The following is a 13,946-nucleotide window of genomic DNA, read 5'->3' on the forward strand; positions in this document are numbered from 1 at the left end:
TTCCCGGCTTTCGTAGGAGCGACGGAAGTCGCGACCGGGTTTGCGGGGAAGGCCGTCGCGACTTCCGTCGCTCCTACACAAGCAGGGGCTCGCGGCTGAAGCCGCTCCTGCGAGAGCAGGCGCCATGGCGCCGTTTTCACGCGTATTCAGCCTTCCCGCGGCACACTCGCCGCCAGTCAATCCGGAACCCTCGCCATGCGCGCCATCCGCTTCCTCGCCGTGCTGTCCCTGCTGCTGTCGACCGCCGCCTTCGCGGGTGCACGCGATGACCTCGGTGCCTTCACCAGCGGCCTCAAGGGGCTGGACGGGCAGTTCACGCAGACGGTCTACGACGTCAACGGCAAGCTCAAGGAAACCTCCAGCGGCCGCGTTGCGCTGTCGGCGCCGCGCCTGTTTCGCTGGGAGTACGTCAAGCCCTACGAACAGCTGGTCATCGCCGACGGCAGCAAGGTGTGGGTCTACGACCCGGACCTGGCCCAGGTCACCGTGCGCGCGCAGGGCGCCGAGGAGCAGAACTCGCCATTGGCCACGCTGATCGACCCGGCGCGCCTGGACCGCGACTTCAACGTCGCCGAAACCGGCACCCGCGACGGTCTCGATTGGCTGGAACTCACCCCCAGGCAGGACGAGGACGCCAGCTTCCAGCGCGCACAGCTCGGCTTCAACGCCAACGGCCTGGCGAAGATGCAGGTCGTCGACATGCTCGGCCAGCGCACCGAGATCAGTTTCAGCGGCTGGAAGAAGAACCCGTCCTTCGCCGAGGGCACGTTCAGCTACAAGCCCGCCGAGGGCGTGGACGTCGTCGACGCGGGCTGAACGGCCGCGCATCCCGCCCGGCCGGCCCGGGCGGTGGCCCGCGTTGGTAGGGATGAAGCCGCGGCGAGGACGCCCCGGCGCCGACCGTGGACGCCATGCGCCGCCTGATCCTCCTGCTCCCCGTCCTGCTGCTCGCCCCGGGCGCCGCGCTGGCGGCCTCCATCCCGGGTTCGCCGGCGTCGCCGCCTGTGGCTGCGGCCACGCCGCCCCCGGCCGCCGGCAACGACGCCATCAACGGTGCCGTCGCCGGCGTGCTGATCTCGACGTTGACCGAGCAGTTCGGCGGACGCGCGGTTTCGCTGATGCTCGACAGCGTCAACGTGCAGCCGGCCAGCATCAGCGACTGCATCGTCAGCGGCGAGGGCAGGGCACGCATCGACGGTGACCCGGACTGGATCGGTTTCCGCTTCAGCACCCTCTACGACACCACCTTCGGCAGCGCCGCCTATCCCGACATCTCGCTGGGCGGCGTCACCGGCGACGAGCGCAACGTCCCCAACGATCCCGCGCTGCTGCGCCAGCTCGACGACCGCGTCGCCGAACGCCTGGACGGCGAATTCTCCGGCCAGCCCGTGCGCCTGCAGCTGGACAGCATTACCACGGTCGAGGCCGGCACCCGCTACCTGCGGATCAACGCCTCCGGCATCGCCGACTTCGGCCCCGAAGGCACCACGCCGACGCGGATCGAAGCCCTCTACGATCGCCGCGACGGCGCCTGGCTGCGCGTCAACTATGAGCTCGGGGCGAGTGGCGGACTGCAGTCGCTGCCGGCGTTGGCGGGGAGTTAGGCGGAAGGGACCAGGGATTGAGGATTCGCGGCGGTCGGGACTCCCGCAAGCGGTCCATCGCCGTCCGCCCGCAGGAGCGGCGGAAGTCGCGATGCTTTCCCGGCGCCGTCACGGCTCGCGCACATCAAAGAAAGACATCGCGGCTCCCGCCGCTCCTGCAACTGCCCTCGCCGGTCGATGCGCTCGTGTGGGCACGCCCTCAACGCGGCGAATTGCTATCGTAGCGGCCCGCCGCCGCCGCCCGATCGCCTTGCCCCGCAACCCCGCACCAGCCGCCGACCTGCTGCACGTCGACCGCGACGAGCTGCGTCCGCTCGCCGAGCGCATGCGCCCGCGCACGATCGACGAAATGGTCGGCCAGAGCCGTCTGCTGGCGCCGGGCAGCGCGCTGCGGCGCTCGGTCGAATCCGGCCGCGTGCATTCGATGGTGCTCTGGGGCCCTCCGGGCTGCGGCAAGACCACGCTGGCGCTGCTGCTGGCGAAGTACGCCGATGCAGACTTCCGCGCGATCTCAGCGGTGCTCTCCGGGCTGCCGGACGTGCGCAAGGTGCTGGCCGAGGCCGGGCAGCGCTTCGCCGGGGGCCGGCGCACGGTGCTGTTCGTCGACGAGGTGCACCGCTTCAACAAGACCCAGCAGGACGCGTTCCTGCCGCACATCGAGCGCGGCACGATCGTGTTCGTCGGTGCGACCACCGAGAACCCCTCGTTCGAACTGAACTCCGCGCTGCTCTCGCGCTGCCGCGTGCACGTGATGGAAGCCGTCTCCCCCGACGACATCCTCGACGCCCTGCGCCGCGCGCTCGAAGACGCCGGGCGCGGCCTCGGCGAACGCGGCCTGTCGATCGGCGACGACCAGCTGCGCCTGATCGCCACTGCCGCCGATGGCGACGTGCGCCGCGGCCTCACGCTGCTGGAGATCGCCGCCGAGCTTGCCGACGAAGCCGGCGACGGGCAGGGCGGCACCATCACCGACGCCATCCTCGAACAGGTGCTGGCCGACCGCACCCGCCGCTTCGACAAGGGCGGCGAGCAGTTCTACGACCAGACCTCGGCGCTGCACAAATCGGTGCGCAGCTCCAACCCGGACGCCGCGCTGTACTGGTTCGCGCGCATGCTCGACGGCGGCTGCGACCCGAACTACCTCGCGCGGCGCCTCACCCGGATGGCGGTCGAGGACATCGGCCTGGCCGACCCGCGTGCGCTGGCGATGGCGATCGAAGCCTGGGACACCTACGACCGGCTCGGCAGCCCCGAGGGCGACCTCGCGCTGGCACAGCTGGTGATCTACCTGGCCAGCACCGCCAAGTCCAACGCCGGCTACGTTGCCTTCGGCGCCGCCAAGCGCGACGTGCGCGAACACGGCACCGCGGAGGTGCCGATGCACCTGCGCAACGCGCCGACCAAGCTGATGAAGCAGCTCGGCTACTCGAAGGGCTACCAGTACGACCACGACGCCGACGGCGGCGTGGCACTCGGCCAGACCGGCTTCCCGGACGCGATGGGCGAGCGCGTGTACTACGAGCCGGTCGAGCGCGGGCTGGAGATCAAGCTCAAGGAAAAGCTCGACCGGCTGCGCGCGCAGCGTGGTCGCGCACGCGGCGAAGGCGGCGCATAATCCGCCGTCGGGAGATGGCATCCTCCCCGAACCGCCGCATCCCGCGGCTGATGATGCCTGCCGGATCCCTCGCGGGACGGTAGGCCGTTGCCCTGGTCCTCCTGCCCGCGCCAACCGCAGGAGACACGCATGCTGCTTTCCCTGTTCTCGATCGGCACCGGCGCCGCGCTCGGCGCCTGGCTGCGCTGGGGCCTCGGGCTCTGGCTCAACCCGCATCACGCAACGCTGCCGCTGGGCACGCTGGCCGCGAACCTCATCGGCGGCTACGGCGTCGGCCTGGCGCTGGGCTGGTTCGTGCATGCGCCGGGGTTGTCGCAGGAGTGGCGGCTGTTCCTGATCACCGGGCTGCTGGGCGGCCTGACCACGTTTTCCACCTTTTCGGCCGAAACCGTGCAGATGCTGCTGCGCCAGCAGTACGCCTGGGCGGGCGCGACGGTGGCCACGCACGTGCTCGGTTCGTTCTCGATGACGGTACTGGGCCTGGCCACGCTGCGTGCGCTGCGCGCGGCGGCCGTCTGACGCCGGAGACAACGGCAACAGCCTGGCCGAACCCCTGATTGCGGCAAAACGCGCGCCACGACAGGGTTCCGGCGCACGAACGGCATTCCGGCCAGCGGCGCAACCGTGGCCGGGAAAACACGTGCCGCTGCCGGGGGCAGGGTGCCGTGTCCGCAGGGCTAGAATGGCGCCATGGCCGACCCGGTTCCCCTTGACCTCGCCACCCTGCGCCGCAGCTGCGGGCACTGTTCGCTGCGCGAGCTGTGCCTGCCGGCCGGGATCGGCGTGAACGACCTCGCACGCCTGGACGAGGTGGTGCGCCGCCGGCGTCCGCTCCGGCGCGACGAGCGCCTGTTCCACCACGGCGATGCGCTGTCGTCGATCTACGTCGCGCGCAACGGCGCGTTCAAGACCGTCAGCCTCAGCGAGGGCGGCGACGAGCGCGTGGTCGGGTTCCACCTGCCCGGCGAGCTGATGGGCCTGGACGCGCTGGCCGGCGAGGGGCACCGCTGCGAGGCGGTCGCGCTGGACCCGGCCGAAGTGTGCGAGGTGCCGGTCGACGAACTCGCCGCCGTGGCCGCGCAGCTGCCCGGCCTGCAGCGGCAGCTGATGCGGGTGATCGGGCAGAGCATCTCGCTGGACCGCGACCACGCCGAAATGCTCTCGCGCCGCCACGCCAACGAGCGCATCGCGCTGTTCCTGCACGGCCTGGGCGAACGCCTCGCGCACATCGGCGGGTCGGCGCTGCAGTTCCGGCTTGCGATGAGCCGCGAAGACATCGCCAGCTACCTCGGCCTTGCCATCGAAACCGTCAGCCGCGGCTTCACCCGGCTGCAGGACGACGGCGTGATCGCGGTGGCCGGGCGCCAGGTCGAAGTGCTGGACCCGGTCGAACTCGCGCGCCTGGCCCACGGCGGCGAGCCGCAGCAGCCGCAGCCGCAACAGCGCCGGGCCTGAGCCTCAGCGCGGCGCGGGCGTGCAGCCCAGTGCCGCGAGCGTGTCGTGCAACGCCGGCACGTGCATCAGCCACGGCGCGGCCATCGTCAGCAGGCCGGCGGCGAGGATCAGCAGCCCGGCGACGATGCGCCACGGCCCGTGCTGCAGCCACAGCTTCAGGCGCATCCCCGACCAGGTCAGCGGCAGCATCACCGGCAGCGTGCCGAGGCCGAACGCGGCCATCGTCAGCGCGCCGTTGCGCGCGTCGGCCTGCAGCCAGGCCGCAGCCAGCAGGGTGGTGCTGAGCCCGCACGGCAGCCAGCCCCAGAGCACGCCCAGCGCGAGCCGTTTCGCATGGGTGTCGGCCGGCAGCAGCCGGCGCTGCAGCGGCCGCAGCCACTGCCACATCGTGCCGTTGCCGCCGAGGAAGGCCAGCCGCCCGCGCCGGTCGAACAGCCGCAGCGCGGCGATCACCAGCACCAGGCCGACCGCCACGCGCAGGCTCACGCCCAGCCACGGCGAGCGCGCCACCGCCACGATGCCGCCGCCGATACCGCCGGCCACCGCGCCGGCGATGACGTAGCCGAGCACGCGGCCGAGGTTGGGTTCGATCACGTAGCGCAGGTCGCCACGCGGGCCCATCGCCGGGAACGAGGTGGCGATGCCGCCGCACATCGCCGCGCAGTGCAGCCCGCCGCTCAGGCCGCTGAGCAGCGCGGCCAGCAGAACCGGCCAGTCAACCGGCATCGTCGGGGCGTGGCGGGTCAGCCGCCGCTGGCGTGGTGCCGGCCGGCGGCGCTCCGGGCGGAGGCGGCGGCAGCGGATCGTCGCGCAGGATGTCCAGCGGCGCGGTGTCCAGGTCGTCGTACTGCCCGCCGCGCACCGACCACACGAATGCCCACACCGCCACGCCGAGCAGCAGCAGGCTGATGGGGATCAGGAACAGCAGGATGGCCATCGCTCAGCTCGCAGCCGGGGACACGGGGGTGATGATCGCAGCTGGCGCCGGCCGGCGCGGCTTGCGGCGCGGTGCCAGCCGCAGCGCGTTCAGCGTCACCGCCAGCGACGACGCGGCCATGCCCAGCGCCGCCAGCCACGGCGTCACCAGTCCCATTGCCGCCAGCGGCAGCGCCAGCAGGTTGTAGCCCAGCGCCCAGGCCAGGTTCTGGCGGATGATGCGGCGCGTGCGGCGGGCCAGCTCGACCGCTTCGGGAATGCGCACCAGCGACGGATGCGTGGCCACCAGGTCCGCGGCGCGCTGCGCCAGCGCGGCGCCGTCGGCCACCGCCAGCGACACGTCGGCGCCGGCCAGCACCGGCGCATCGTTCAATCCGTCGCCGACCATCGCCACGCGCCGGCCTTCGGCCTGCAGGGCGCGCACGAAGGCGAGCTTCTGCTCCGGTGCCTGCCGCGCATGCACGTCATCGATGCCCAGCGCAGTGCCGAAACGCGCGACCGCGGCGGGGGAGTCGCCGCTCGACAGGTGCAGGTGCAGGCCCTGTCCGCGCAGCATGGCGAGCGCGTCGGCCGCGTCGTCGCGCGCCGATTCGCGCACCTCGAAGCGTGCGACGCCGCGTCGACCGTCGCCCAGCCACAGGCTGCCGTCGTCCTCGCCGGCGCAGGCGAAGCCGGCGTGGCCGAGGCGCCAGGCAAGGCCTTCGACCACGCCCTCGATGCCGGCGCCGGGTACCGTGCGCACGTCGCGTGCGGGCGGCGCATCGTCCACGTCTGCGAAGGCGTGCGCCAGCGGGTGGCCGCTGTCGCGCTCCAGCGCCGCGGCGATGCGCAGCGCGGCCAGCGGATCGAAGCCGTCGCGGCTTTCCACCGTCGCCCGCCGCGGGCGTCCGTCCGACAGCGTGCCAGTCTTGTCGAACACCACGTCGGTCACCTCGGCCAGCGTTTCCAGCGCGTCCGGGCGCAGTGCAAGCACGCCGATCCGCGCCAGCGCGCCGTGGGCGACGGCCAGCGCGGCCGGGATCGACAGCGACAGCGCGCAGGGGCAGCTGATGACCAGCAGCGCCAGGGTGACCTCGAATGCGCGCGCCGGGTCGTGGATGCGCCAGCCCAGCCACACCAGCAGCGCCGCCAGCAGCAGCGCGGCGACGAACCCACCCGCGATGCGGTCGGCCAGCCGCGCCAGCGGCGGGCGGTGGGCCTGCGCGTGCTCGACCAGCCGCGCGAGTTGCGACAGCCGGGTGTCCGGGCCGACGCCGGTGACGTGCACGCGCGCCGGATGCTCGCGGCAGACCGTGCCGGCAAACACGTCCGCACCCGGGGCCTTGCGCACCGGCGTGGATTCGCCGGTCAGCAGCGCCTCCTCGAAGCTGGCGCCGGCGTCGAGCAGGCGGCCGTCGGCGGGCAGCACGTCGCCCGCGGCCACGCGCACGATGTCGTCGACGCGCAGCGCGGAGACCGGCACCGCCTCGCGGGTGCCGTCGGCCAGCTCGCGCATGGCAATCACCGGGCGGGCGCGGGCGAGCGCGTCGACCTGCGCGCTGGCGACGTTGCGCGCGCGCTGTTCCAGCATCCGCGCCGCGAGCAGAAAGAACACGAACATCACCGCCGCGTCGAACCACACGTGCACGCCGCCGCGCACGGTTTCCACGAAACTCGCGCCCCACGCCAGCAGGGTGGCGCTGGCGATCAGCGTGTCCATGCCCAGCCGGCGCCCGCGCAGTTCGCGCAGCATGCCGGCGATGAACGGCCAGCCGGCCCAGAACACGACCGGCGTGGACACCAGCAGCGTGATCCAGCGGAAGAAGTCGCGGGTCGCCGTCGGCATTTCGTTGTTGAAGTCCAGGTACAGCGCCTCGGCGAACATCATCGCCTGCATGGTGCCGAGCCCGGCCAGGCCCAGACGCAGCAGCCAGCGGTTGCGTTCGGCGCGGCGTGCCTGCTCCCTTGCCTCTCCGCCGCTCAGATAGGGCCGGTAGCCGAGTGCGGCGATGCGCTGCAGCAGCGCCGACAGCACCACGCGGGACGGGTCCCAGGCGATGCGGATGCGGCCGGTGACCGCGTTCGCGCTGACGTCGAGCACGCCCGGCTCGCGGCGCAGGGCGCGGTCGATCAGCCAGGCGCAGGCCGCGCAGCGCATGCCGTCGGTGAGCACGGTGATCTCGCGGCCACCGTCAACCGCGTGCACGTGCTCATGCAGCAGGTCGTCGCGGTCCCAGGCGGAAAAGTCGACCGTCTCCGTACCCACCTGGCCGGCCGGCGCGCTGCGCAGCGCGTAGTAGTCGCCCAGGTCCGCGTCGCGGATCCACTGGGCCGCGCCGGCGCAGCCCTCGCAGCAGAAATCGCGCGAATGGCCGTCGATGGCGGCGGTGGCGGGGTGGGGTGGGAGCGGTTCGCCGCAGTGGAAGCAGGCGGCGGCTGCCGGCGCGTTCATTGCGTATCCAGCGCCGGCCCCAGGTGTGCGGCGTGCTGGCCGCGCGGCAGGCGCCCGCGCAGGCGCCAGCTGCCAGCGGCATCGGTGAGCTGCAGGTTCCAGTCGTGACCAGTGTCGGGTGCGTGTTCGACGGACCAGCCGAGCTTGTCGGGCTGCAGCGTGAGCACTTCGTCCGAATCCTCGCTGTACAGGTGCAGCAGGGTCAGCGTCAGCGGTTCGCCGCGGCGGAACTCGCCACCAGCGGGAAACACCCGCAGCACGCCGTCCTCCGACTGCAGCACCGCGCCCAGCTTCAGCTGCGCCGCGCGCTCGTCGGGGCCGAGATCGGTGACCTGGATCTGCCCGGTGCGCTGCACCTCGTCGGCCACGGAGTCCACGCTGCCGCCGCGCGAGGACGCCACCACCAGGAAGATGCCGGCGATGACTGCCGCCAGTGGCAGCGCGATCACCAGCCAGACCATGGGTTCGCGCAGGGGGTGGCGCTTGTGGTGTTGTTCGTCCATTGCCTTCACATCGGTCCGAAGAATGTGCTTTCAACGGTTTCGCTGGCGGCGCCATCCTCGCTGCGGATCGTGAAGACCACGTCCTGGCGCCCCCTGACCGACTCCGGTGCGCTGAGCACCACCGGCAGCGACAGCACTTCCTCGGCTTGTGCCCGGATCGGCTGCGCCATCTGGCGCAGGACGATGTCCGGCGTCTTCGATTCGACCTCCACGATGAACCCGCGCGCGCCGTTCGTCTTGTTCACCAGCTTGAGCGTGTAGCCGTTCTCGATCCGGCCGTCGCTGCCGCTGCGGTACAGCGCGTTGCGGTCGCGCAGCACGTCCACGATCAGGTCGCTGCGCGTGGTCACGCCCCAGGCCCAGGCCGACACCAGCGCCAGCAGCAGCACCGTGTAGACCAGGATGCGCGGGCGCGCGACGCGGGTCTTGCCGCCGTCGATCGCGTTCTGCGTGGTGTAGCGGATCAGCCCGCGCGGGTAGCCCATCTTGTCCATGACGTCGTTGCAGGCGTCGATGCAGGCACCGCAGGCAATGCACTCGTACTGCAGGCCGTTGCGGATGTCGATACCGGTGGGGCAGACCTGCACGCAGATGGTGCAGTCGATGCAGTCGCCCAGTTCCTCGGGGGCGAACTTCGGCAGCGGCCTGGCCTCCGCGTCCACATCGCCGAGCATGATTGTGCCGGCCGCCTGCAGGCGGTTGTCGGCCGCGCTGGGATGGCGGGTGGCGCGGAACACGTAGTCGTAGGCGGTGGCCACGTCGAGCAGGCCGCGGGCGCGTTCGAGCACGCTCTTGAGGCTGCGCTTGCGCGGGCCGCGCGGTTCACCGCGCATCGGGTCGTAGGCGATGATCAGGGTGTCGCGGTCGAACATCGCACCCTGGAAGCGCGCGTACGGGCACATGTACTTGCACACCTGCTCGCGCAGGAAGCCGGCGTTGCCCCAGGTGGCCAGCGCGTAGAACAGCACCCAGAAGATCTCCCAGCCGTTCCAGTCGAACGGCCACAGCCGCGCGCCCAGGTCCGTGATCGGGGTGAAGAAGCCGACGAAAGTAAAGCCCGTCCACAGCGCGAACACCAGCCACAGGGCGTGCTTTGCGCCCTTGCGCAGGATCTTCTCGCGCGTCCACGGGCCCGCGTCGAGCTTCATCCGCTTGGAGCGGTCGCCCTCGGTCCAGCGCTCCATCCACAGGAAGACTTCGGTCCACACCGTCTGCGGGCAGGCGTAGCCGCACCACACGCGGCCGAGCAGGGCGGTGGCGAAGAACAGCACCAGCGCCAGGATGATCAGCAGCATCGCCAGGAAGGTGAAGTCCTGCGGCCAGAACGTCAGCCCGAACACGTGGAACTTGCGCGCCGGCAGGTCGAACAGCACCGCCTGGCGGCCGTCCCACTGCAACCACGGGAACAGGTAGTACATGCCCAGCAGCCAGAACACCGCCGCCACCCGGAGGCGGTTGAGCGTGCCGGCCACGTCGCGCGGATAGACCTTGCGCTCGCTGACGTAATGCGAGCCGCCCTCGTCGAGCAGGTCCAGTTCGATTTTCTTGCTCATTGCCTTCAGCTCACTCGTGCGCGATCACTTCGGCGCGATCACTTGTGCGGGATTGGCCGGTTGAAGCGGCTGGCCGGTCGCAGCAGGATCCAGGTGAACAGGCTTGCGGAGGCGGTCGCGATCCAGAACATGAAAAAGCCGATGCTGTAGCCCAGGCCGCGGGTCATCGGCATCGACGGGAACGTCATGTCGCGCAGCATCAGCGGGTCGACGAAGGCGAAGAACACCATCGTCGCCACGCCGGCGGAAAAGAAGCTCGGCCACAGGATCGCGCCGACCCGCTGCGCCATCGGGCGCGGCGGATGGTCGAAACGCGGCTCGGTGAAGTCGGTCACTGGGGGCTTGTCTCCTGTGTGGCGGGCGCGGCCGATGCCGTTTCGCCGCCGGGATGCGACAGCGACCAGACGTAGGCACCCACCAGGCGCGCGCGGGTTTCACCCAGCATATCCCGCCATGCCGGCATCACGCCGTGGCGGCCCTTCGACACCGATTCGACCAGCTGCGCGGTGCTGTCGCCGTAGAGCCAGTAATCGTCGGTCAGGTCCGGCGCGCCCAGCGCCTGGTTGCCCTTGCCGTCGACGCCGTGGCAGGCGATGCACACGCCCTCGTACAGGCGCTGGCCCTGCACCGCGAGGTAATCCTTGCTGCGCGCGGAGTCCGACAGCGAACGCACGTAGGCGACCACCGAGATCACCGCGCTGTCGCCGCCCATGCCGGTGAGCACGCTGCCCCATTCGGGCATCACCCCTTCGCGGCCGTCAAGGATGGTGGTGAGGATGTCCTCCGGCGATCCGCCCCAGTGCCAGATGTCGTCGCGCAGGTTGGGGAAGCCGATCGCGCCCTGCGCCGACGAGCCGTGGCAGGTGGCGCAGTTGTTGTTGAAGATCGCCTGGCCGAGCTTGATCGCCGCCGGGTCCTGCGCGATCTGGTCGATCGGCCGGCCCTTGTACGGGGCGAAGGTTTCTTCCAGCCGCGCATCGTCGGCGGCCTTGGCCAGCGCGTGTTCGCCGGCCGAGCTCCACTTGCCGTAGCCCTCGTAGCCGCCCAGGCCGCCGTACCAGAAGATGTACACCACCGAGAATGCGAGCAGCAGGTAGAAGCCGTTGATCCACCAGCGCGGCATCGGCTTGTTGTATTCGGTGATGTCGCCGTCCCAGTAGTGGCTGGTGTCTTCCGGCTTCGGGTCGCCGGGGCGGCGCTTGGCCGTCCACCACAGCAGCCACGCGCAGCCGAAAATGTTCAACGCCACCAGCGCGATGATGTACCACGACCAGCCGGCGCTCACGGGCGGTCCTCCGGCCTGCCGTCATCGGGTGTGCTGTCATCCAGCGCAAGCCTGGCCGCGGCGTCGAAGTCGGCCTTGCGGCGCGGGCTCCACGCCCACGCCCAGCCGACCAGGAACAGCAGCAGCAGGATCGAGGTCACGATTCCGGACAACATGGCTCACTCCCCCCGCGGCGCGTGCTTGCCGAGCGCCTGCAGGTAGGCGACCACGGCATCGAGTTCGGTCTTGCCCGCCACGTCCGCGGGCGCGGCGGCGATCTGCTCGTCGGTGTAGGGGTCGCCCAGGCGCTGCAGCGTGCGCATGTGCGCGGTGACCTGCTTGCCGTCGAGCGTGTTCTGCGCCAGCCACGGGAACGACGGCATGTTCGATTCGGGCACCACGTCGCGCGGGTTGATCAGGTGCACGCGGTGCCAGTCGTCCGAGTAGCGGCCGCCCACGCGCGCCAGGTCCGGCCCGGTGCGTTTGGAACCCCACTGGAACGGCCGGTCGTACACCGACTCGCCGGCCAGCGAGTAGTGGCCGTAGCGCTCGGTCTCGAAGCGCAGCGTGCGGATCATCTGCGAGTGGCAGTTGTAGCAGCCCTCGCGCACGTAGACGTCGCGCCCGGCCAGCTCCAGCGCCGGGTAGGGCTCCACGCCCGGCAGCGGCTTGATCGCCTCGGCCTGGTACATCAGCGGCACGATTTCGGCCAGGCCGCCCAGCGACAGCGCCACGGTGATCAGTACCGCCATCAGGCCGATGTTCTTTTCGACCTTCGCGTGTCCGATTTCGCTCATCGACTCAGCCCCCCGTCCGCGCTTCGGCGCCGTGCGGCGGCATGACCGGATGTGGCGCGGGCGCCCTGGACAGCTGCACGGTCTTGTACATGTTCCACGCCATCAGGCACATGCCCGCCAGCACCAGCACGCCGCCGAACAGGCGCCCCAGGTAATAGGGATAAGTGGCATTGAGCGACTCGACGAAGCTGTAGGTCAGCGTGCCGTCGGCGTTGGTGGCGCGCCACATCAGGCCCTGGGTGACGCCGGCGATCCACATCGAGGCGATGTAGAACACCACGCCCAGCGTGTGCATCCAGAAGTGCACGTCGATCCACTTGACCGAGTACATCTGCTGCAGCCCCTGCAGCCGCGGCAGCAGCGAGTACACCGAGCCGATCGAGATCATCGCCACCCAGCCCAGGGTGCCGGCGTGGACGTGGCCGATGGTCCAGTCCGTGTAGTGCGACAGCGAGTTGACCGTCTTGATCGAAAGCATCGGGCCTTCGAAGGTTGCGATCATGTAGAAGCTGATCGCCACGATCAGGAACTTCAGGATCGGGTCGGTGCGCAGCTTGTACCAGACGCCCGACAGCGTGAGGATGCCGTTCATCGCGCCGCCCCAGCTGGGCGCCAGCAGGATCAGCGAGAACACCATGCCCACCGACTGCGCCCAGTCGGGCAGGGCGGTGTAGTGCAGGTGGTGCGGGCCGGCCCACATGTAGACCGAGATCAGCGCCCAGAAATGCACGATCGACAGCCGGTACGAATAGATCGGCCGCCCGGCCTGCTTGGGCACGAAGTAGTACATCATCGCCAGATACCCGGTGGTCAGCAGGAACGCCACCGCGTTGTGCCCGTACCACCACTGCGCCATCGCGTCGACCGCGCCGCTGTAGACCGGGTACGACTTGGCCAGGCCCGCCGGCAGCGCCAGGTTGTTGACGATGTGGAGCATGCCCACGGCGATGATGTAGGCGCCGAAGAACCAGTTCGCCACGTAGATGTGCTTCACCCGCCGTTTGGCGATGGTCCCGAAGAACAGCACCCCGTAGGCGACCCAGACCACCGCGATCAGGATGTCCAGCGGCCATTCCAGCTCGGCGTATTCCTTGCCCTGGGTCAGGCCCATCGGCAGGGTGATCAGCGCGCCCAGCATCGCCGCCTGCCAGCCCCAGAACACGAACTGCGCCAGCCGGTCGGAAATCAGCCGCACGTGGCAGGTACGCTGGACCACGTACAGCGAGGTCGCGAACAGCACCGAGCCGCCGAAGGCGAAGATCACCCCGTTGGTATGCAGCGGCCGCAGCCGGCCGTAGCTCAGCCACGGGATGCCCTCGCCGATCTGCGGCCAGTACAGCTGCGCGGAAATCAGCACCCCCACCGCCATCCCGGCGATGCCCCAGAAGATCGTCGCGGCGACGAACTGGCGCACTACCTTGTCGTTGTAGGTCCCCGCGGCCGGTTCGGCACGCAAAACACCGGCCGCCGCGCCTTCCGGCACCGCCTGCATCGCATCTGTGGTCATGGAAACACCTTCGTTTCGGCCCGCATATTGTCCCCAAGCCCATCCAGCCCCGACTTGATCCAGATCAAACGCCGGATCGCCGTTGCAGTAGCCGCTTCCGCCGCGCCCCCTCGACCTTGGTAGGAGCGGCTTCAGCCGCGAGCTTTTGCCCTTTCCTGGGGCGGCGGAAGCCGCGAGCCCCCTCCCAACCTCGCCCTGCCGTCGCAGGGCAGGAGCCAGATCAAAAGCTCGCGGCTTCCGCCGCTCCTACACAATCCCCACTGCCCTCGTAGGAGCGGCGG

15 protein-coding genes and 1 riboswitch are annotated in these 13,946 nt (G+C 70.4%); of the genes, 5 read left to right on the forward strand and 10 right to left on the reverse strand.

Going from position 1 to position 13,946, the window contains the following annotated elements; translation table 11 throughout:
- Positions 1-195 precede the first annotated feature (195 nt).
- From lolA to ABD679_RS04960, 5 genes are all read left to right on the forward strand, one after another.
- Positions 196-816: an outer membrane lipoprotein periplasmic chaperone LolA gene (gene lolA, locus ABD679_RS04940; RefSeq protein ID WP_344758855.1), complete on the forward strand. Its 621-nt coding sequence runs from the start codon at positions 196-198 to the stop codon at positions 814-816.
- 86 nt (positions 817-902) lie between these two features.
- Positions 903-1,604, forward strand: coding sequence for a hypothetical protein (locus ABD679_RS04945; RefSeq protein ID WP_344758856.1), 702 nt, complete (start codon positions 903-905; stop codon positions 1,602-1,604).
- A gap of 325 nt (positions 1,605-1,929) precedes the next feature.
- Complete coding sequence (locus ABD679_RS04950) at positions 1,930-3,219, forward strand: replication-associated recombination protein A (RefSeq protein WP_425561854.1); 1,290 nt, start codon at positions 1,930-1,932, stop codon at positions 3,217-3,219.
- 1 nt (position 3,220) lies between these two features.
- Positions 3,221-3,286, forward strand: a riboswitch (Fluoride riboswitch).
- A 62-nt stretch (positions 3,287-3,348) separates the two neighbouring features.
- A complete protein-coding gene (crcB, locus tag ABD679_RS04955) occupies positions 3,349-3,738 on the forward strand; it encodes a fluoride efflux transporter CrcB (RefSeq protein ID WP_344758857.1) in 390 nt (129 codons plus the stop codon).
- Positions 3,739-3,909: 171 nt separating this feature from the next.
- Positions 3,910-4,674 (forward strand): helix-turn-helix domain-containing protein, encoded by a 765-nt coding sequence (locus ABD679_RS04960; protein WP_344758858.1) that lies wholly within the window; start codon positions 3,910-3,912, stop codon positions 4,672-4,674.
- A gap of 3 nt (positions 4,675-4,677) precedes the next feature.
- Here ABD679_RS04960 and ABD679_RS04965 read toward each other — a convergent pair whose 3' ends face one another.
- The 10 genes from ABD679_RS04965 to ccoN are packed head-to-tail and all read right to left on the reverse strand — an operon-like array spanning position 4,678 to position 13,650.
- Complete coding sequence (locus tag ABD679_RS04965; protein ID WP_344758859.1) at positions 4,678-5,400, reverse strand: sulfite exporter TauE/SafE family protein; 723 nt, start codon at positions 5,398-5,400, stop codon at positions 4,678-4,680.
- Positions 5,390-5,611: a cbb3-type cytochrome oxidase assembly protein CcoS gene (ccoS, locus tag ABD679_RS04970; protein WP_344758860.1), complete on the reverse strand. Its 222-nt coding sequence runs from the start codon at positions 5,609-5,611 to the stop codon at positions 5,390-5,392. The genes ABD679_RS04965 and ccoS overlap by 11 nt, the downstream gene beginning before the upstream one ends.
- 3 nt (positions 5,612-5,614) lie before the next feature.
- Positions 5,615-8,041: a heavy metal translocating P-type ATPase gene (locus tag ABD679_RS04975; protein WP_344758861.1), complete on the reverse strand. Its 2,427-nt coding sequence runs from the start codon at positions 8,039-8,041 to the stop codon at positions 5,615-5,617.
- Entirely contained in the window at positions 8,038-8,544 is a 507-nt protein-coding gene (locus tag ABD679_RS04980; protein WP_344758862.1) for a FixH family protein, read from the reverse strand. The genes ABD679_RS04975 and ABD679_RS04980 overlap by 4 nt, the downstream gene beginning before the upstream one ends.
- A 5-nt stretch (positions 8,545-8,549) precedes the next feature.
- Entirely contained in the window at positions 8,550-10,097 is a 1,548-nt protein-coding gene (locus ABD679_RS04985) for a 4Fe-4S dicluster domain-containing protein (RefSeq protein WP_344758863.1), read from the reverse strand.
- Between the two features lie 38 nt (positions 10,098-10,135).
- Positions 10,136-10,387: a hypothetical protein gene (locus ABD679_RS04990; RefSeq protein ID WP_344759132.1), complete on the reverse strand. Its 252-nt coding sequence runs from the start codon at positions 10,385-10,387 to the stop codon at positions 10,136-10,138.
- 41 nt (positions 10,388-10,428) lie between these two features.
- The gene (gene ccoP, locus ABD679_RS04995) at positions 10,429-11,382 is read right to left on the reverse strand and encodes a cytochrome-c oxidase, cbb3-type subunit III (RefSeq protein WP_344758864.1); all 954 of its coding nucleotides are present in this window, start codon (positions 11,380-11,382) and stop codon (positions 10,429-10,431) included.
- Positions 11,379-11,537, reverse strand: a complete 159-nt coding sequence (locus ABD679_RS05000; RefSeq protein ID WP_344758865.1) for a cbb3-type cytochrome oxidase subunit 3 — start codon at positions 11,535-11,537, stop codon at positions 11,379-11,381. The genes ccoP and ABD679_RS05000 overlap by 4 nt, the downstream gene beginning before the upstream one ends.
- Before the next feature lie 3 nt (positions 11,538-11,540).
- Complete coding sequence (gene ccoO, locus ABD679_RS05005) at positions 11,541-12,158, reverse strand: cytochrome-c oxidase, cbb3-type subunit II (RefSeq protein WP_344758866.1); 618 nt, start codon at positions 12,156-12,158, stop codon at positions 11,541-11,543.
- 4 nt (positions 12,159-12,162) lie between these two features.
- On the reverse strand, positions 12,163-13,650 hold the full coding sequence (gene ccoN / locus ABD679_RS05010; protein ID WP_344759133.1) for a cytochrome-c oxidase, cbb3-type subunit I: 1,488 nt from the start codon (positions 13,648-13,650) through the stop codon (positions 12,163-12,165).
- Between the last annotated feature and the right edge of the window lie 296 nt (positions 13,651-13,946).

The sequence above is a fragment of the Luteimonas lutimaris genome (assembly GCF_039537065.1).
GTDB classification, from domain to species: domain Bacteria; phylum Pseudomonadota; class Gammaproteobacteria; order Xanthomonadales; family Xanthomonadaceae; genus Luteimonas; species Luteimonas lutimaris.